General features: G+C 39.0%; 18 protein-coding genes. 13 read left to right on the forward strand and 5 right to left on the reverse strand.

Translation table 11 applies throughout. The annotated features are described in order from the left end of the window. The first annotated feature begins 36 nt into the window (after nucleotides 1–36). The gene (locus tag J4856_RS02585; protein ID WP_025837176.1) at nucleotides 37–582 is read left to right on the forward strand and encodes a hypothetical protein; all 546 of its coding nucleotides are present in this window, start codon (nucleotides 37–39) and stop codon (nucleotides 580–582) included. A 906-nt stretch (nucleotides 583–1,488) separates the two neighbouring features. Here J4856_RS02585 and J4856_RS02590 read toward each other — a convergent pair. Next, entirely contained in the window at nucleotides 1,489–3,792 is a 2,304-nt protein-coding gene (locus tag J4856_RS02590) for a transglycosylase domain-containing protein (protein WP_065368061.1), read from the reverse strand. A 163-nt stretch (nucleotides 3,793–3,955) separates the two neighbouring features. Between J4856_RS02590 and pyrB the strand changes: the two genes are divergently transcribed. From pyrB to J4856_RS02650, 12 genes are all read left to right on the forward strand, one after another. Continuing rightward, a complete protein-coding gene (gene pyrB, locus J4856_RS02595; RefSeq protein ID WP_065368062.1) occupies nucleotides 3,956–4,903 on the forward strand; it encodes an aspartate carbamoyltransferase in 948 nt (315 codons plus the stop codon). 22 nt (nucleotides 4,904–4,925) lie between these two features. Beyond that, nucleotides 4,926–5,345, forward strand: a complete 420-nt coding sequence (locus J4856_RS02600) for a BACON domain-containing protein (protein WP_025837173.1) — start codon at nucleotides 4,926–4,928, stop codon at nucleotides 5,343–5,345. A gap of 102 nt (nucleotides 5,346–5,447) precedes the next feature. Continuing rightward, on the forward strand, nucleotides 5,448–5,903 hold the full coding sequence (gene pyrI, locus J4856_RS02605; RefSeq protein WP_025837172.1) for an aspartate carbamoyltransferase regulatory subunit: 456 nt from the start codon (nucleotides 5,448–5,450) through the stop codon (nucleotides 5,901–5,903). 429 nt (nucleotides 5,904–6,332) lie between these two features. Next, on the forward strand, nucleotides 6,333–7,706 hold the full coding sequence (locus J4856_RS02610) for an MATE family efflux transporter (RefSeq protein ID WP_025837169.1): 1,374 nt from the start codon (nucleotides 6,333–6,335) through the stop codon (nucleotides 7,704–7,706). A gap of 15 nt (nucleotides 7,707–7,721) precedes the next feature. Then, nucleotides 7,722–8,342 (forward strand): cytidylate kinase-like family protein, encoded by a 621-nt coding sequence (locus J4856_RS02615; RefSeq protein WP_025837167.1) that lies wholly within the window; start codon nucleotides 7,722–7,724, stop codon nucleotides 8,340–8,342. Then, a complete protein-coding gene (locus J4856_RS02620; RefSeq protein WP_025837165.1) occupies nucleotides 8,342–8,851 on the forward strand; it encodes a metallophosphoesterase family protein in 510 nt (169 codons plus the stop codon). Before J4856_RS02615 ends, J4856_RS02620 begins: the two co-directional genes overlap by 1 nt. Before the next feature lie 81 nt (nucleotides 8,852–8,932). Continuing rightward, nucleotides 8,933–10,087, forward strand: coding sequence for a dTDP-glucose 4,6-dehydratase (gene rfbB, locus J4856_RS02625; protein ID WP_025837162.1), 1,155 nt, complete (start codon nucleotides 8,933–8,935; stop codon nucleotides 10,085–10,087). A gap of 90 nt (nucleotides 10,088–10,177) precedes the next feature. Continuing rightward, nucleotides 10,178–11,359, forward strand: coding sequence for a formate-dependent phosphoribosylglycinamide formyltransferase (gene purT, locus J4856_RS02630; protein ID WP_025837161.1), 1,182 nt, complete (start codon nucleotides 10,178–10,180; stop codon nucleotides 11,357–11,359). Nucleotides 11,360–11,385: 26 nt separating this feature from the next. Next, complete coding sequence (locus J4856_RS02635; protein WP_025837159.1) at nucleotides 11,386–11,811, forward strand: sugar 3,4-ketoisomerase; 426 nt, start codon at nucleotides 11,386–11,388, stop codon at nucleotides 11,809–11,811. Nucleotides 11,812–11,890: 79 nt separating this feature from the next. Next, a complete protein-coding gene (locus J4856_RS02640) occupies nucleotides 11,891–12,850 on the forward strand; it encodes a GNAT family N-acetyltransferase (RefSeq protein WP_025837156.1) in 960 nt (319 codons plus the stop codon). Between the two features lie 46 nt (nucleotides 12,851–12,896). After that, entirely contained in the window at nucleotides 12,897–13,994 is a 1,098-nt protein-coding gene (locus J4856_RS02645) for a DegT/DnrJ/EryC1/StrS family aminotransferase (protein WP_025837154.1), read from the forward strand. A gap of 14 nt (nucleotides 13,995–14,008) precedes the next feature. Further along, nucleotides 14,009–15,481, forward strand: coding sequence for a glycoside hydrolase family 125 protein (locus J4856_RS02650; RefSeq protein ID WP_025837152.1), 1,473 nt, complete (start codon nucleotides 14,009–14,011; stop codon nucleotides 15,479–15,481). A gap of 530 nt (nucleotides 15,482–16,011) precedes the next feature. Here the strand turns inward: J4856_RS02650 and J4856_RS02655 are convergent. From J4856_RS02655 to J4856_RS02670, 4 genes are all read right to left on the reverse strand, one after another. Beyond that, the gene (locus tag J4856_RS02655; RefSeq protein ID WP_025837150.1) at nucleotides 16,012–17,358 is read right to left on the reverse strand and encodes a YihY/virulence factor BrkB family protein; all 1,347 of its coding nucleotides are present in this window, start codon (nucleotides 17,356–17,358) and stop codon (nucleotides 16,012–16,014) included. Between the two features lie 546 nt (nucleotides 17,359–17,904). Further along, nucleotides 17,905–18,681, reverse strand: coding sequence for an IS3 family transposase (locus J4856_RS02660; protein ID WP_244885761.1), 777 nt, complete (start codon nucleotides 18,679–18,681; stop codon nucleotides 17,905–17,907). Between the two features lie 83 nt (nucleotides 18,682–18,764). Next, nucleotides 18,765–19,163, reverse strand: coding sequence for a transposase (locus J4856_RS02665; protein WP_065367980.1), 399 nt, complete (start codon nucleotides 19,161–19,163; stop codon nucleotides 18,765–18,767). A gap of 267 nt (nucleotides 19,164–19,430) precedes the next feature. Then, the gene (locus tag J4856_RS02670) at nucleotides 19,431–20,978 is read right to left on the reverse strand and encodes an MBOAT family O-acyltransferase (protein ID WP_025839681.1); all 1,548 of its coding nucleotides are present in this window, start codon (nucleotides 20,976–20,978) and stop codon (nucleotides 19,431–19,433) included. Nucleotides 20,979–20,988 lie beyond the last annotated feature (10 nt).

Here is a 20,988-nt window from a genome sequence, read left to right on the forward strand (position 1 = left end):
GAAGAAATAAGTATTCAATAATTAAAACTTATCATTATGCAAGACGAACAATTAAGGTATCCATTCGAGGAAAAATTCAAAGAAGATTTAGCTACATATCTACAGGAGAAAGACCTAATAGACAAGATGTTACCTGACACACCCGATTTGGAAGAAAAATGGGTGACTATTGCTGAAGCCTATCTTCCCGATGGCATGCGAGAGTTTGCTACCTACCCTACTGTCTCACTTGGCTGGATGATGTATATTGGTATGGCCTTAGCTAAATACTGGGATGAGGATTGGGAGCTATATAATAAGGTGGAAAACCTCTATACCTACTTGCGTGAACGAATTGACTTCGATCACATGGATGACTATATCTGCGAAAAAGTACTTCTCCTTAGTCCCAATGAAAGAAAAGAAATATCAGATATCGTAGCAAAATGTGCGGCTCGCACAAATAATCTGCTTCGTCATTTACCAATTGAACCGGGTAGCCGTAATGCCTTCCAAGCTTATGTTGCTGTACTCCACCAACTTTACTATATGGGTGCTGCCATGCAGTTGAAACGTATGGGATACCACATGACAAAAATATAGTTTCATTCTGTAGTAGGAAATAGGGAGATGAATTACACAATAAGTTAATGATACCCCCTCCAAAACTTTGGAATAACCAAGCCTCCAAAAGCAGACAGAAAGTTTCACATAATACAAAAGAGAGCTTTATTCTAAGTGGCTCTACAAAGAATCATATGGGTAATTCGTCATAGAGCCTAAAAATATTGTCAAAAAGTATAGCCGCCAACTCCAAATTGACTTTAGTTTTAATACGCTAAACTCACATTAAATCCCTACCCTTCCATATACAGCAATAATATTAACCATCCGCACATGTGGTGCATACCATCCGCACCATTTGTGCTAAGCACCAGCACCACACGTATGGAATATCAATACCCACCCCATACAATGCGTTATAGAGCCTTCTAAGTGTCTGTCAGTTTTAATATCTAATATTTTATGTTGTAACACAACGAGTTACGCACCTACTACAAGTGACAAAAATAATAGTAACTTAAATTTATCAATTGTTCATTAAAACGAGTCGGCTAATTGACATAGATACTCTTCTAGCCTTTCCGATTATGAAGTAATGAATTTTATACCGAGAATTTATAGGGTTTAAGAAAGTACTCACAGAGTCACAGAAGTGTACCGAGGTAAATGATATTACATTGAGATGCCGACAGCAAAATGAGCTACAGAAGCCGTAGCGTGCAGGCTGCTAGCACTTTTAGAACACCTTTAGATTCCTTCAAAATATCAGTGACAATGTAAATCTTCGATGAGATTACTAAGAGGAAGTAGAATACACTGGAGAACATTATCACTCAACATTCAACACCTAACATCCTACAAAGCTACACATCATCATCCGACGTTCAACGCCTAACACCGAATAAAGTGCACATCATCATCCAACATTCAATACCCATCACCTGTTTAAAAGTACTCTTCTTGTATGCCATTTACATTGATAGTGTCAGCTGTCTGACAAGGGTTAAACTTAGCAGGAATAGCAAACTTCTTACCTTGGTTGTAACCTAATCGCTTGTCAGCATAGACACGTTGCATAAAGTAAGCCCATACTGGAAGTGCTGTTGTAGCACCTTGTCCGATTGAAGTATGATCGAAATGGATATCACGATCCTCACCCCCTACCCAACAGCCACTGACAAGCTCTGGGGTAATACCCATAAACCATCCATCCGAGTTATTATTTGTTGTACCCGTCTTTCCACCAATATCAGCCGTTAGGTGGTAAGCATAACGCAAACGACTACCGGTACCACCTTGAATAACTGCCCGCAACATATCAATCATTTGATAAGAGCTAACCTCTGAGATAACCTCTGTCATCAATGGTTGGAACTTAGCTATGACGTTACCATGACTATCTTCAATCTTTGTTACAAAGAGCGGAGCACAACGAATACCTCCATTAGCAAAAGTAGTGTAAGCACTTACCATCTCTCCAACGGAAGCTTCACAAGGTCCAAGACATAACACAGGACTTGTGTTCTTATCAATATCTGGATTGTTCAATCCGAAGTCATGCAGAATATTTACAAACTGAGAAGGACCGAGAAGATTAATCAGATAAGCTGATATCCAGTTATTAGACTGTTGTAAACCCCATCGTAAAGGGACTTCTTGACCATAACGGGCACGAGAGCCATTACGAGGTGTCCATCCGCCATAGGTACGCTGTACGTTTGGAGCGAGCGTACAAGGAGTCATACCATTCTGCATAGCAAGTGCATAGAGGAATGGTTTGATTGTTGAACCAACCTGACGACGTCCCCCCATCACAACATCATACTTAAAGTGCTGATAATCTATATCACCTACGTAAGCCTTAACAGCTCCTGTTTGTGGATCCATACTCACAAAGGCAGAACGAAGGAACGACTTATAATAACGTATCGAATCGATAGGCGTCATCACCGTATCTATATCACCATGGTAAGTGAAAAGTGTCATCTCATGAGGTGTACGGAAACTACGTTTGATCTCTTCAGGTGTAGCCCCTTGCTCTTTCAGACGACGATAGCGTACAGTCTGACGACATGAACGATTCAAAATCTCTTTTATCGTACGACGAGAAATATTCGATGAGAATGGTGCATTCTTCTTAAAACGCATCGCAAGGTTGAACTGTGACTGCAAGTATCCACCCACATGCTTGCGAACAGACTCTTCTGCATACTGTTGCATACGCGTATCAAGGGTTGTATAAATACGCAGCCCATCAGTATTCACGTTATAAGGTTCGCCATTTCGTTTTGTATTTTTATTACACCAACCATAAAGAGGGTCCTGCTCCCAAGCGATAGAATCAAGTACAAACTGACGATTCTGCCATGTTTGGTAATCCTCACGCTCAGGCTTCTTAGCCATCATATACTGACGGAGGAAAGCCTGGAAATAGTCGCCAGCACCACTCACTGGTTTTGGTTTGGTGAAATGAAGTCCCAGAGGACGCTGTGAAAGTTCTTTGTACTCAGCATTCGTTACATACCCCGATTTCACCATCTGCATCAATACTACATTACGGCGCTGTAAACAACGCTCTGGGTAGCGTAGTGGATTGAACATTGAAGGGTTCTTACAAAGTCCCACTAACATAGCAGATTCTGTCACAGATAACCTACGTGGTTCTTTATCGAAATAAACATTAGCAGCGCGTTTGATTCCTACAGCATTATGTAGGAAATCAAAGTAGTTGAAATACATTGCTAGAATCTCTTCTTTCGTAAAGTGACGTTCCAACTTCACGGCTATAATCCACTCAATAGGCTTCTGCAAAAGGCGTTCTACTGTGCTATGTGCCTTCTCTGAAAAAAGCTGTTTAGCAAGCTGCTGTGTGATTGTTGAACCACCTCCAGCACTTGCCTTTCCCATCACGCCACGCTTCACAACAGCACGTCCAAGAGCTATAAAGTCAATACCAGAATGTTCATAGAAGCGTTCATCTTCTGTAGCAACAAGCGCATGTACAAGATGTGGCGATAGTCCATTATAGTCGATTGCCACACGATTATTGTTATCTGCGTTCCAAGTACCGATAAGTTGCTGATCTGAAGAATAGACTTGCGAAGCAAACTTATCTATAGGGTTAGACAATTCATCCATATCAGGCATGTACCCTACCCATCCGTTCCATACAGAGATGAAGAATACGAAGACCAAGCCCAATACGGCAAGAAGTGTCCCCCAGAGGAAATGTACAAAGTGTCTTCTCATAATTGTGAAAATATTATGCAAAGATAATGTAAATCAATGGATAAGCAAAATAAATAGATATTTTTTTATTATAGGTGGATATTTCCCATTCTATAGTTCGTTGATTAGAAAATAATAATGTACCTTTACCAACAGAAAAGAACTAAAACATCACAAAACAAATATGGGAAAGCATAACTTTGTGAATATCCAAGGGTTAGATCGTGAGCAACTACTCTATCTCATAGAGATGGCTCAGGAGTTTGAGAAACATCCAAACCGAGAGCTACTTAAAGGTAAGGTTATCGCAACACTCTTCTATGAGCCTTCTACACGTACCCGACTTAGTTTTGAAACAGCAGCTAACCGACTCGGTGCACGTGTTATCGGCTTTACCGATGCAAAGGTTTCAAGTGTTAGTAAAGGTGAAACTCTGAAAGACACCATCCTCATGGTATCTAACTATGCAGATGCTATTGTTATGCGACATTACATAGAAGGTGCAGCACAATATGCTTCAGAAGTGGCACCAGTCCCTATTATTAATGCTGGTGATGGTGCGCACCAACATCCTTCACAATGCTTGCTCGACCTTTATACGATTAATCAGACACAAGGAACATTAGAGAACTTAAACATCTATCTCGTTGGTGATCTTAAATATGGTAGAACAGTTCATTCTCTTCTTATGGCCATGCGTCATTTCAACCCAACGTTTCACTTTATTGCACCAAAGGAACTTGCTATGCCAGAGGAGTATAAGGTGTATTGTCGTGAACATAATATTCACTTTGAAGAATATGAAGATTTCACACCAGAAGTAATTGCTAACGCAGATATTATCTATATGACACGCGTTCAGAAAGAACGTTTCTCTGACTTAATGGAATATGAGCGTGTGAAGAATGTTTATATTCTTCGTCGTGACATGCTCTCATTGGCTCGTCCAAACATGAAGATTCTTCATCCGCTTCCACGTGTAAACGAGATTGCTTACGATGTTGATGACAGCCCACATGCTTATTATATCGAACAGGCTCGTAATGGTCTTTTCGCTCGTGAAGCCATCTTCTGCCATTGCCTTGGTATATCTATGGAGGAAGTAAAAAACGATAAGACAATTTTGGAATAATAACTTTATCATTTTTACGAGTATGAGTAAATTTAAAAAGAGTACGTTTGCCGCTTTGCTACTAATGCTTTTGACCACCATATTCAGCTGTGAACTAAACTCTGAAGATGGTCGTTGGGATCCTATGAAATGGACTTCGAACCGACAAGGAGACCCAAGAAATATTACTGCTACAGCAGAAGGAGGAACTTATCAATTAAAATGTACCAACTATAGGGGACCATGGATTAATAGCGTTACATCTGCAGACACAACCATCTATGGTTTAAGTAAAGAGCAAGATTTTCATCATATTCAATATGATTGGTACGATGTATTAGCAAAAGAGAATACTTTTTATATTACTCTCCTCCCCAATACAACTGGCAAAGAACGCAAGTTGTCCATTGTTGTAACAGCAGGTGATATCTTTGATTATATAGAAGTGACACAAAACAAATAAAAATAGACTCATAATGCCTATGAGTGAACAAAGAAAACTGCCCACAAACACCCTGTCAGGCATTCCTTCATATTAAGGAGACGGAGTGAGGTTCATATCATTATGTCAAAAAAAGAACGTTTGGTAGCTGCCATAGAGAGCGGCACCGTTATAGATCATATTCCAGCAGAGAAGACTTTTCAAGTTGTGAACCTATTACAGCTCCAGAAGCTCTCCACACCTGTCACTATTGGTTTCAACTTCTCATCGAAGATGGTAGGCACAAAGGGAATCATCAAGGTGAGCGACAAGTTCTTTACCGATGATGAAATCTCCCGTTTGTCGGTCGTGGCACCGAACGTGGTGTTGAACATCATTAATGACTATGAAGTGGTAGAGAAGAAGAAGGTTGTGACACCGGACGAGCTTCGGAGCATTGTTAGATGCAATAACCCAAAGTGTATCACTAATAATGAACCAATGAATACTATCTTCCACGTTGTTGATAAAGAACATGGTATTCTTAAATGCCATTACTGCGATAAAGAGCAAGACATGGAGAAGGTTGAACTTGTGTAGAATACCAGTTGACGAGAAGACAAGTTTACGAGTAGACAAGTTGCTTGTTTAAAGAGTAATAAGTTGATAAATTAAAATGCTGTATATTAGCAATTTAATTGTCATAATTAAAGCTAAATATAACAATATATTTTATAAGTTATAGACTTGTTTATTCTCCGCAAATACGCTCTCTTCCAAATTATTTTCATGAAAAAAAATATTTATTTACGTGAACAGAAATATTTTTTTTCATGAAAATAAATATTTCTCCTTATGAAGATAAATTAAGACTAACTTAGTATAACCATTAAGACAAATGCTATTACACGTTTTATTAACCTACAAATCATTGCATAACAAATAGGTTTTCTCATTTTTTTTTCGTACATTTGCAAGCATAGTATAAGGATGAATTATATTCATTCATAGACAAGTAATAGAATTTTGATGGACAATAAGAATGCAACTTTAGAGTTAGGCACAAAACCTATTGGTAAATTACTGGTACAATATGCCTTTCCTGCAATTATTGCTATGATAGCAGCCTCACTCTATAATATTGTAGATCGGATATTCATTGGTCAGATTGTTGGACCAATGGCTATATCAGGCTTGGCAATTACTTTCCCTTTTATCAACCTTGGTGCAGCCTTTGGCGCAGCAGTAGGAATTGGAGCCTCAACAACTATCAGTGTGAAACTAGGTCAGCGCGACTATGAAACAGCTGAGAATATTCTTGGAAATACAGTAACACTGAATTTAATCATAGGAAGTTCTTTCGGAATCATTTGCCTTATCTTCCTCGACCCAATCTTACGATTCTTTGGCGCTAGTGACGCCACAATCCCATACGCTCGTAGTTTCATGGAAGTAATCTTGGCCGGTAATGTCATCTCACACATGTATTTTGGTATGAATGCTGTACTTCGTGCGGCTTCAAAACCACGTCATGCAATGATGGCAACGATTTTTACGGTCCTGATGAATATTATTTTAGACTTTATCTTTATTAGACTTTGGGGCTGGGGTATTCGTGGCGCTGCTTTCGCAACTGTGCTGTCACAAGCTTTAGCATTATGCTGGCAGATGAAGCAGTTTACCAATAAAAATGAGATACTACATCTTAAACGTGGAATCTACCGACTAAAAAAGCATTTAGTAGAAAATATTATTTCTATTGGTATTTCTCCATTCTTGATGAATGTATGTGCTTGCATAGTGGTCATTTTTATGAACAATCAACTTGTCAAATACGGTGGTGATATGGCTGTTGGAGCATTCGGCATAGCTTATAGTGTGGCTATGATTTTTGTAATGTTTATCATCGGTTTAGACCAAGGTATGCAACCTATTGCAGGATATAACTATGGTTCACAGCAGACCGATAGACTTATGCGAGTATTGAAACTTACTATCTTTGCTGCAATAGGAATAATGGTAGTGGGTTGGCTAATAGCTCATTTAGCTCCATATTTCTGTGCCCGTATGTTTACAAAGGATCCAGAATTAATTCGCCAAGCAATTAAGGCTATTCAAATAAACATGATGATGTACCCAATTGTAGGATTCCAAATGGTAGTAACTAACTTCTTCCAGTGTATTGGAAAAGTGAAGATAAGCATCTTCTTGTCGCTCTCACGCCAACTACTCTTTTTAATCCCATTTCTTATCATTCTACCCCAATTTTTCAAATTAGATGGTGTATGGGCATCATTGCCTTCAAGTGACTTCTTGGCATCATTAGTTGCAGCCATCATTATGATGGCCTATATGCGTCGATTGAAAAGACAAGGGGTGAATAATCAAAAGTCAAACTCATAAATTAAGAATCTAAATATGAAAAAGAAACTAATCATAAACGTTGGTCGCCAAATAGGAAGCGGTGGTCGTATCATAGCAAGAATGCTTGCTGATGAATTTGATTGTCAGTTCTACGACCGTGAGATTCTAAATCTTGCAGCGAAAGAAAGTGGCTTCTCTGAAAAATTCTTTGAACAAAACGATGAACAGAAAGGGTTTATGAAAGGAAATTTCCACATACATCTTCCGCTCATAGGAGACAATAACTTCTATAAGAGTAACTTCTCACAGGAAAGTCTTTATCAGTTCCAAAGTGATGCTATTCGTGAAGCAGCTAAGCAGAACCCACGTTGCGTATTTGTGGGTAGAACAGCTGATTATGTATTACGTGATAATCCCAATACTATCAATATCTTTATAACAGCTTCAATGGACACACGCATAACAAATGTTTGTGAGCGACAGGGATGTACGAGGCAGGAAGCACGTAAGATTATTGAAAGTGGTGAAAATGAGCGTGCTAAATATTACAACTATTACACTACTAAGGTGTGGGGACATGCAGAAAGTTATGACCTATGTATTGATGCAAGTATTTTAGGTTTAGAACAGACAAAGGAGTTGATAGCAGATTTTATCAAAAGAAAAGGCTTTTAATGAAACAAATCGGAATAATCTCTGACACCCACGGATACTGGGATAATAAATATGAATACTATCTTGGCGAATGTGATGAGATTTGGCATGCAGGTGATATTGGTTCCTTAGAAGTTGCGGATAAGTTTGAGGCTCTGAAGCCTATCTTCCGTGCTGTTTGTGGGAATATAGATGATTACACTATGCGTAACCGATACCGGGAAATCTTACGTTTTAAATGTGAGGATGTAGATGTATTACTAAAACATATCGGTGGTTATCCTGGACGATATGATCGTTCGGTACAAAGTATGCTTTATGCGTCACCCCCGAACCTCTTTGTTGATGGACACTCACATATCCTCAAGATACAATTCGACAAGACACTAAACCTACTTCACATAAATCCTGGTGCTGCGGGGCTACGCGGTTGGCATAAAGAAAGAACGTTAGTGAGATTAACCATTGACGGAAGTAAGTTGACTGATTGCGAAGTTATCACATTAGGGAATAAACAAGCCGTCATATAAAAATCTGATCTAAATTGTAATAAAAGAAAATGATTACAATAAAGATTATTAGAACTGATAATAATTTTAAACAATATAGATATGAAAACTTATTTAGTAACTGGTGCTGCCGGATTCATCGGAGCTAACTACATTAAGTATTTACTTCATAAGAAGTATGTGAATGAAGACATCAAAGTTATTATCCTCGATGCACTGACTTATGCAGGTAACCTCGGTACAATCAAGGATGATATTGATGATGAGCGTTGTATCTTTGTGAAAGGTGACATCCGTGATCGTGAATTAGCTGACCAACTCTTTGCAAAATATGACATTGACTATCTTGTAAACTTTGCAGCTGAAAGTCATGTTGATCGTTCTATAGAAGATCCACAGTTGTTCCTATCAGTAAACATCCTTGGTACTCAGAACCTCCTGGATGCTGCACGTCGTGCATGGGTGACAGGTAAGGACGAGCAGGGTTATCCTACATGGAAGGCTGGCAAGCGGTATCACCAAGTATCAACAGACGAAGTTTATGGTTCTTTAGGCGCTGAAGGTTACTTCACCGAGCAGACTCCACTCTGCCCACATAGCCCCTACTCTGCCAGCAAGACAAGTGCTGACCACTTCGTCATGGCTTATCATGACACTTATCACATGCCAATCAGTATCACTCGTTGTTCTAACAACTATGGGCCTTACCACTTCCCAGAGAAATTGATTCCACTGATTATCAATAACATCCTCGAAGGAAAGAAACTTCCTGTCTATGGCGAAGGTTTGAATGTTCGTGACTGGCTATATGTAGAGGATCACTGTAAGGCTATCGACATGGTTGTACGTGAAGGTCGTGAAGGTGAAGTTTACAATGTTGGTGGTCATAACGAGATGAAGAATATCGACATTGTTAAACTCACGATCAAGACTATTCACGACATGATGGCAGAGGATAAGAACCTTCGTAACATCCTCAAAAAACAGGTGAAAGATGCAAATGGTGATATCGACATCAGTTGGATAAATAACGACCTGATTACCCATGTTCCTGATCGTCTTGGTCATGATGCACGTTATGCTATTGACCCAACGAAGATTAAGAATGAGTTGGGTTGGTATCCTGAAACAATGTTTGCAGAGGGTATCGTGAAGACAATACGCTGGAACTTGGAACATCAGGATTGGATTCAAGAGGTAACTTCTGGTGACTACCAAAAGTACTATGACATGATGTACACTAAAAAAGGAAGATAAAGAAATTATCCTACACTCTCGTCTGCTTTCTTGAACAATGGCGAGGGTGTGAATGCGCTCATAATCAAAACATAGACAACACATTTTCAAATGAAGAGAATCTTGTTATTAGGCTCAGGCGAACTGGGCAAGGAGTTCGTTATTGCTGCTAAACGTGCTGGACAATATGTCATTGCGTGCGATAGTTATGAGAATGCACCAGCCATGCAGGTTGCTGATGAATTCGTAGTGATAGATATGCTTGATGCTACAGCACTCGACACCGTTGTAGAAACATATCAGCCTGACCTCATCATTCCCGAGATTGAAGCGATTAGAACAGAGCGTCTGTTTGATTACGAAGAGCGTGGAATACAAGTTGCGCCATCTGCACGTGCTGTAAACTTCACAATGAACCGTCGTGCTATACGTGACCTTGCTGCACAAGACTTGGGATTAAGAACTGCCAAATACTTCTATGCCAAAACATATGACGAGTTCAAGGTAGCAGCCGACGAGATTGGTTTTCCGTGTGTTGTAAAACCTTTGATGAGCTCAAGTGGACATGGTCAAAGTTATGTTCACAATAATGAAGAGCTTGAAGAAGCCTTTCAGAATGCCATGGAAGGTGCACGAGGCGATGTAAAGGAGGTTATCATTGAAGAATTTATTGAGTTTGATAGTGAGTTTACGCTACTCACAGTAACACAGAAAAATGGTCCAACCCTATTCTGTCCACCTATCGGACACATCCAAAAGGGGGGCGATTATCGTGAGAGCTGGCAACCATACGCCATCTCAGAAGAGTCATTACGTCAGGCGGAGCATATTGCTTACGAAGTAACACGCGCACTTACAGGATATGGTATTTGGGGAGTTGAGTTCTTTCTAACAAAGAAAGGAGAAGTAATATTCTCAGAACTGTCTCCTCGTCCACATGATACAGGTATGGTAACACTGGCTCACACAACAAACTTCAACGAATTCGAGCTTCATTTCCGTGCGGTAATGGGACTTCCAATCCCGGCAATCCACCTTGAACATGCAGGTTGTTCGGCTGTTATTCTCTCTCCAATTGAGACTAATAAACCATTATTATACAATCTATTAGATGCATGTAAGGAAGATCGGACACGTTTACGAATCTTCGGAAAACCAATTGCCCACGTTGGTCGCCGCATGGGAGTTGCACTATGCTATGGAGAAGTTGGAACTGATATGAATACACTTCGTGATAAGACGAAACGTGTTGCAGCTACCGTTCTAGGTACAGATCCATATATGAATAAATAACTTTCAAAAGTCAATAGACGATAAGAATGAAAGAAACAGAAGCTTCAATAGGAAAGATTATCTCCTTACAAAAGATGGTTGACCCACGTGGTAACCTCTCTATTGCTGAGGGAATGAAGGATATTCCTTTCAACATTTCTCGTGTTTATTGGACATACGATGTACCTTCAGGTGCTTGCCGTGGTGGTCATGCCCATAAACATTGCCGAGAATTCATCATTGCTGTTAGCGGTTCCTTTACGGTTACCCTCGATAATGGACGTGATAAGCAATCTTTTCTCTTGAATCATCCTTATCAAGGACTCTTAGTTGAGACTGATACCTGGCGTACGCTCGATGATTTTTCATCAGGTGCCGTATGCCTTGTTTTGGCAGAAGATCCTTTTGAAGAAAATGATTATATCCGTGAATACACAGAGTTTCTTAACTATAAGTGTTCTAAGAAAGGATAAAAGTTAAACTATAAATTTGACATAAAAGAATAAAAGAAGATAGTTTAGAGCATCTTCTATTATTCAATCCTAAAATATAATGTTTGAAGTAAAGCAATACACGCAAGAACAAGCACAAGCGTGGAACGAGTTTATTGAGGATTCACGACAAGGAACATTCCTCTTCAACCGTTCCTATATGGATTATCATGCCGATAGATTTCAGGATGCTTCGCTGATGATTTATCGAAAAGGACAGCTCTATGCACTCTTACCTGCTAATCGTTTAGGCGACATACTTTACTCTCATCAAGGATTGACTTACGGTGGACTTATAACAAAGAAACAGGCTACTACAGCTGAGATTTGTGAGGTCTTTATAAGGATTAACAAATATCTTTATAACTCAGAGATACAAAGAGTTGTATATAAACCTACTCCATGGATATACCATTGCTATCCTGCAGAAGAAGACCTTTATGCTATTATCAATATATGCCATGCCCAGCTGATGGGTCGTGATGTATCAAGCACAATTCCTTTTATTTCAAGAATGAAGTTTAAAGAAATTCGTCGCAGAGGAATTAAAAAGGCTATACATGCTGGAGTTACTGTTCGTGAGAGTAAAGACTTTGCAACTTTTTGGGATATTCTCGATAAGAACCTCACCAATAAGTATGCTACTCACCCTGTACACTCCCTTGAAGAGTTAATTTTACTTCACAGTCGGTTTCCTAACTCAATTAAACTATTCATGGCATACAATGACAAAGAGATTGCTATTGGGGGGACAATCATTTATGAGATGCCGCAGGTAGTTCATACTCAATACATCTCAGCTTCCCCTGAAGGGAAAAAGATTGGAGCCCTCGACCTCCTATTTGACTATATTCTTAATAATGTATATGCCAATCATAAGGGCTACTTTGACTTTGGCAAGAGTACAGAAGAACAAGGAAAGGTTCTTAACGAACCACTTATTTTTCAAAAAGAAGGCTTTGGAGGACGTGGCGTTTGCTACGACTGTTATACATGGGAAACAAAGTCTAATATAGAGTAATGCAAGAGTTCCGAGCATAAGCAGTGCACTTCATAAAAGAATAAACATGATAAACTATCTCTCACTTCAAAAAATAACAGCATTACATGAATCAGAGATTACTACAGCTGTTAATCAGGTACTACGTTCTGGCTGGTATCTGCAGGGGGAGCATATAGCTTTATTTGAAAATAATTATGCACAATACATTGGTACAAAGTACTGTGTAACATGTGGTAATGGGCTTGATGCACTCTGTCTTATCTTCCGTGCCTATATAGAATTAGGACTTCTCAAAGAAGGAGACGAGGTCATTGTGCCTGCTAATACTTACATCGCGACAATCCTATCCATCACCGAAAACCATCTTACCCCTATCCTTGTAGAACCGGATATCAACACTTTAGAGATTGATGAGAAACAGATTGAACAAGCTATCACCTCTCGTACACGTGCCATTATGCTTGTACACCTTTATGGAAGATGTGCCTATATACCTTTCATTGGCGACATTTGTAAACACCATAACCTCTTACTGCTCGAAGATAATGCGCAAGCGCACGGCTGTCACTTTGGTAACAAACGTACAGGGAGTCTAGGGACTGCTGCAGCGCATAGCTTTTACCCTGGTAAGAATCTTGGTGCCTTAGGAGATGCAGGAGCTGTGACAACCGATGATGAACAATTGGCACAAACCATCCGTTGCCTTGCAAACTATGGTTCTGCACGTAAATATGAGTTTACTTACAAGGGAAGAAACAGTCGTATGGACGAGATCCAAGCTGCTGTGTTGAACGTGAAACTACCTTATCTTTACAAGGAAAATCAACGTAGAAAATACATTGCAAAAGCTTACTTTGAGGGTATTAATAACCCGCATATAACATTAATAAAGGATAATGACAGAGATAATGTTTATCATATCTTCCCTATTCTCTGTCCTTCTCGCAATCGTTTACAACAATATCTAAAAGAAAACGGCGTTGAAACAATGATACACTACCCCATTCCACCACATCAGCAACAAGCATATGAAGAATGGAATAGACGTCATTATCCTATCACAGATTTAATCCATCAGCAAGAACTATCTCTTCCTTGCAACCCTACCATGACTGATGAAGAAGTTCATGAGATCATTAACTGTATCAATAAGTATCAATAAAACTAATATAACGTATGAGAAAAATCACCTATATCACCTCTACATTTGTTGCGCTAATGATGTTGAATGCACAATCTGTAAGTGCTGAGAATATCAATGATATACCAGCTAATCAACTTACTTGCCCAGCAGATGCTGTTACCTTTACATCAAAACGCCCTAAAGAAGCCGAGCGTCTTTTCCATTCTGATGCAGTTGAGAAAGAAATAAAGGATATTGTAAAGAAATTAACAAACAAACGTTTGGCATGGATGTTTGAGAATTGCTTCCCCAATACACTCGATACCACTGTACACTATGGTGAAGATGCCGATGGAACACCTGACACATACGTTTATACAGGTGATATTCCTGCGATGTGGCTTCGCGACTCGGGTGCACAAGTGTGGCCATACGTACAGTTGGCTAGCAAGGATAAGAAACTAAAGAAGATGCTTGCTGGAGTTATCAATCGTCAATTCAAGTGTATAAACATCGATCCATACGCTAATGCTTTTAATCATTATCCAGATCCAAATGGCCGATGGATGACTGATGAAACTGATATGAAACCAGAGTTGCACGAACGTAAGTTTGAGATTGACTCACTTTGCTATCCTATCCGTCTCGCTTATGAATATTGGAAGATAACAGGTGATACAAATGTCTTTGGACCAGAATGGATTAAAACAGTAGAAAATATACTCAAAACATTCCGCACGCAACAGAAGAAAGATGGTAGAGGAACCTACAAGTTCTTACGTGTCACGGACCGTGCACTCGACACAATGAACAATGCAGGATGGGGTGCTCCCGTTAAGCCAATAGGTTTGATAGCTTCAGCTTTCCGTCCTTCTGACGACACAACAACCTTGCAGTTCCTCGTACCTTCGAACTTTATGACTGTTTCTTCACTTCGCAAAGCAGCAGAGATTTTGACCAAGGTAAATAAGAATACAGCGCTTGCAGCACAATGTACTGACCTTGCCAACGAAGTTAGTGATGCCTTAAAGAAGTATGCAGTATATGACCATCCTAAATATGGGAAAATATATGCTTACGAAGTTGATGGCTTTGGAAGCTATTTCCTGATGGATGATGCTAACGTACCAAGCCTCTTGGCAATGCCTTATCTTGGTGATGTTAGTATAGACGATCCAATCTATCAGAATACTCGCCGTTATGTATGGAGCGAGGATAATCCTTATTTCCATCGTGGAAAGGCTGGAGAAGGAATTGGGGGACCACATATTGGCAACGATATGATATGGCCTATGTCAATCATGATGCGCGCTTTCACGTCAAAAAATGATGATGAAATACGTCAATGTATTGAAATGTTGATGAATACTGATGCTGGCAAAGGTTTCATCCATGAAAGCTTCTATAAGGATGATGCTAACAACTACACACGCGACTGGTTTGCATGGCAAAATACATTGTTTGGTGAACTGATTATTAAGTTGGTAAGTGATGGTAAACTAGACTTGCTCAACAGCATAAAATAGACCATTATTAAGTACGGTGTAGAGATATTTGAGAAGTTATCAGATAAAAATTAAATGTTCACACCATTTAACATTTTATATTTGGAAATATAACAAGATTTAGATATCTTTGCATCGTGTTTTTCATGGTATTAGATTATTAAGGTTAGAAGATTAGTTGTCGTGAGACAAGTAATCTTTCAGTCCCAGACCAACAGTCTGGGACTTTTTATTTTTAATATACTTTGACTTTATTGTCTTAACAAATCGAAATAATAAAGCCCTGAAAAACCTCATTAAGTATAGAAGATGATGCTTTTGTTAGCTTCTAAAAGAGAAACATCATTTAGGATTTGTAACAAAAAATTACACTTCATAGATAAAACAAGATTTTATAGTACGATAAAAGAGCCAGTTTTCGATTGCAGAACTGGCTCTTTTGTTATGTTATCATATTCGTTTGGAAGAGAATATCAGATGGTTTAGTGTTACAATATTATCCTTCTCAAAAGACAATCAACGAAGTATACCACTAAATCCAATATAATCCTTTAATTCTCTGAATAACTTATTAGTTCTTTAATATTGATTGATTTCAACTCTTTAAGATAAATCTCGCGTATACTTCTCACCCTATTATATATGTCATTGTTCCATGCTTTTTTAGGAGAGAAACCTAAAAGCGCAAAATCAAATGCTGGAGTAGATTCTAAACGAGCAATCATTTCACCTACAGTTATGTTATTTGTATCGTGCGTAGGCGTATAAGTTACTTCATCAGAAGTAGGTGAAAAGTTCTCCGAGATGAGATTGACCTCTTTTAATCTATAGAGAATATCCGTCATCACACGAATAGGAATATGCGTTTCAGACTTTATTTGCAATGCAGTCTGAGGCTTTTGGTCATTTGCAAAACGTTGACAGATATGGCTCAATACAGTCGCACACAGTATTAAAAGGTCATTATGACATATTTCTTCTGTATCTATCAGACACTCATAGTACTCTAAATTTTGATTAAAATAACAGAGTTCTGCACAGAATAGACAGATATACCACGATGCAAGTATCCACAACATAAACAGTGGAAGTGCTGCAAACGAACCATAAATGGCATTATAACTTGTAAGAAAAATCTGTCCATGTATATAAACCGCTTGTAAGCAAAGCATAGCGATACTGGCTATCATCGCAGGAGCAACTGTCTTCGTAATCTTAACCTTCGCATTGGGCATGAAAACATAAAGCACAATGAACATAAGGGTAAGGATAGACCATGGCACAAGATAACGAAGTGAAAAGCTCGCAATAGTTCCGAGAAAGCGCAAACCATTTAGATTCTCTACAAAGCTATAGAAATAGATGCTAAGTCCTGAAAGAATGATAATGCTAATAGGTACGAGAAACATTAAAGCCGTATAATCTATGACTATCCTACTAAGAGAGCGACTATCTTTAACCTGCCATATATTATCAAAAGCAGTCTCTACCGTTCTAATCAGAGAGAAAACACTATAAAGCATTATCATCAGTCCTATTCCGATAAAGAGTCCAGTCTTAGCATGAACAAGGTAAGACTGCGTAAGCTTTAACAGCCAAGTAGCCGCTTCGGGTTGTGCAGACAACATTTCACGAAATTGTTTTTCGAGAAACTGCCCAAAACCAAAGCCATTTGCAATAGCAAAAATCATAGATGCTATGGGCACGATTGCCATTATCATAGAAAACGAAAGTTGTGCCGTGAAAGCAGCATGATCGCGCACAAAAAAGAATTTGACAGTAAGATAAAACTTCTGAAGCTGTTTGATTAGCATATTTCTACGCTTTGAACTATGCTCAGTTTTCATGAACATACCAACAGTTAAGAAGTACTTAATCCTTTCTATATCTATCTTCATTATGGTTTCTTATTTCAGAAAAAAGTAGGAGTTATTATGCAAACTTAATAAAAAAAAGCGAAATTAGCAACAATTACACCTATTAATAATAATAACACTAACGAGATTCATTCAAAACAATAAGTCTACTTTAGTTACTTCTTCTCATCATCTTGTAAAGTTAATAATCCTCGTCTTGTAATAAAAATTCGTATCCTTAATTTTAAACAAGGCTTGATAGCGTTCGAATTAAGGCTCAATTGGCATCCAAAAGACGCCCTTTTGCGATGCTGTTAACGCCCTTTTGAAGGCTAATTAAGCACCTATTACCAAGCACTTGACTATGCCTAAATTTACTTCACACTTTTCTGGTTATTGTTACTAAATTGGTTTACACATTTTTTACTTGCTTCCTGAACAGCTTTACACCCCCATGGAAACTTTACTGATTCGCTTTACATAGTCATAAATCTTGACAATGAAGTCTGAACGTGTGTAGCACATGTTCAAAGTTAGTATTTTTCCTTCAACTTACAAAATTTAATACCATGAAACGCACAGAAACCCTTATGCTACATTGCAGTGCTTTTCTCTCATTTGTCTTGGCGTAAGCATGCCGTTGCTCATATGGGGTCTCTTATTGTTGTAGAAGTCTATGATACCAGCAATAGTGCATCGTGCATCATCGAGGTTCTTCGGTCGTTTCATGTGGTAGAGCCACTCTTGCTTTATTATTCCGTTCACTCTTTCGGCGATTGCATTATCTGTAGGGTTGTAGTCTTCAGTCATGCTTATGCCCGAGTGTATACTCTCCAGCCTTGCCACGTAGGCGTTGCTGCAGTATTGAACCCCACGATCAGAGTGGTGCGTCATCAGCGAGAGATTCATACCCTGTGAATGTTCTATTGCCATGTCTAGGGCAGCAAGCGTATTGACAGCCTGCAGACTGTCAGAAAGCTTCCATCCGATTATCTCATGAGTGAATGCATCGGTTATGAGGTGAAGATAGACCACACCATCCTCAGTATCTATATATGTGATGTCTGCTACCCAGAGTTGTGCAGGACGTGTAAGAACCATTCCTTTTGCCGTGTTCTTATACTTGAAATAGTTGTGATTGGAGTTCGTGGTGTGGCGACATCTGGATGGCTTCAGCATAAGGTGATGCTTGTGCATTAGCTGGTAGAACCTGTCGCGCCCAAGCATTAAGCCAGGATAGATATCCATAAGCATGTGCAAAAGTTTCTGTGCACCTATTCGAGGAGCATCTGCACGAACATCCATTACTGCACGTACGACAATTTTCTCAGTAAGTTTACGATGCTCCCTCTTCTCTTTACTCACAGAGTAATAGCCTTCACGAGTCTTGCCAAACAGTCCACTCAGCAGCCCAATTGATAAACAAGGGTTGCTGACTCGAAGGCTGTCTACTGCTTGGCGCCAGCTTTTTTTAGCAAATCCTCACCATATTCCTTACTGCTTATCTCTATGACTTTCATCAAACCTTGATTGCGAAGTTCAGAATACTCCAAAGCTTTCTTCAAATTCGATACTTGTTCTTCAAGCTCTTCCTCACGAGTTAGAGGGGCTTTCTCCATAGCTTTCTTACTACGCATAGCTTTTAATTTAGTAATAATATCATGCGACAAAGATAGCTTTTTTTCATCTAAATCATACTTTTTTTGCCATTGATAAAAGCTGGCACTATTAATGCCGTACTTACGACAGATGAAATTAATTGACACTTCTGATGAGTAATACTCACGAAGTAAAGTGAGAATAAAGTCCTCACTGAATGTTCTGTGTTTAGAATGTTTACTTCCCATTTTGAATTTTAAATGTTAAAATGATGTGAAGTAAATCTGCTATAAGACAACTTTTATAATTAACTGATAGTCTGTTAGTTGCAAAGGTCCATATTAAAACTTTTATTTTGTTTATTTAAAGCAAATCTACTCAGCTTTTTGTAAATATTTTTTTTGCAAGGCAAAGACAGCTATCAATGTAGATTATAAGAAGCAAATAAAACAGCGCATACAGTTAATCTAACATTTAGTTTAACCCTATGCGCTGTCTTTTATATCAAGAGCGAATTAGAACTGGAAGTAAATAAATGGCTGTATATCAGAACTCTTTACCTGCATAATAATAAAGATAACAATCGTAATTGCAATTGCAGAGAGTAAGACACCACCCTTCTCTAAGATACGAACACAACGGTTTTGCCATGAGTCTGGAATCCAATGCGTAAGAAGCGCAAATATCATCAGTAAGAATACATACTTATACCCCATGAAGACGTCAGGAAGTACGGAAGGATTGAACTTCGTAAACATTTGCTTTACCATAACCCACACTGCATCAAAGTCCTTGCAACGGAAGAACAACCATGTGAAACAGAGAACGTGGAAAGTAATGAATACTGAAATAAACCGACGAAGACCAGAGGGATGATAACGACGATCGTGCTTCAAAACAGTCTGAGACCAGAACTTATGTACACAAACCAATGCACCATGCAAGACACCCCAAACAATGAAGTTCAACGAAGCTCCGTGCCAAAGACCGCAAGCCGTCATAGCCACCATCTGATTGAAATACATGCGAAGTGTTCCCTTCTTGTTTCCACCAAGTGAGATATAGACATAATCACGAATCCAAGTAGAGAGCGAGATATGCCAACGACGCCAGAAATCAGTCATGGAATCGGCTGTAAGCGGTGCATTGAAGTTCATTGGAATCTTAAATCCAAGCAGCAATGCAATACCAATTGCCATATCAGAATAGCCAGAGAAGTCGCAGTAAATCTGAATACAGTAGCCATAAAGACCAAGAAGAACCTCGCCACCAGAGAAGAGCGTTGGGTTGTCAAAGATACGATCTACAAAGTTTTGTGAGATATAATCAGAGATAACCGCTTTCTTAAAGAGACCAATGATAATAAAGAATACTCCTTGAGCAAACATTTCACGGCTGATATGTAACGGCTTGCGAATCTGTGGACCGAAGTCTGTTGCACGCGTAATCGGACCAGCAAGAAGTGTTGGGAAGAAGCTGACGTAGAACGCATAGTCAAGCAATGACTCCATTGGCTCAGCCTTCTTTCTGTATATGTCTACAACGTATGAAATTGTCTTAAAGGTGTAGAAGCTAATTCCTACTGGTAAGAAAATATCCCAAGGTTGGAAGTTTCCACCAATCATCTGTGTAACCATTCCAGCAAAGAAGTTGGTATATTTAAAGTAAGCCAATAATCCAAGGTCTATCAACAATGTCAAAGCCAACCACAACTTAGGATGCTTTCCCTTAGCAACACGTCTTGCAATATAGAAGTCGCTGACAGTTACGATAAGTAATAATAGGAAATAGAAGCTACTACTCTTATAAAAGAAATAATAAGAGAAGAGCGTGACAAAGAAAAGTCTTCCATCCACCTTGTTTCGCAGGCAGTAATAACCTATCATAAAGACTAGGAAGATAAAAAGAAACGCTCCTGAAGAGAAAAGCAGTGGTTCGCGTGGATTGTAAAGAAATATATCAGCAACCTTTGCAAAATCAAGGCTTGAGACATACGACTCAATACTCTGTAAGAAATTTTTTAATATAGCCATGAACTGACTAAAGAAATAACTTATTTCCATCTTATTCTAT

It is taken from the genome of Prevotella scopos JCM 17725, from assembly GCF_018127785.1.
Lineage (GTDB): Bacteria > Bacteroidota > Bacteroidia > Bacteroidales > Bacteroidaceae > Prevotella > Prevotella scopos.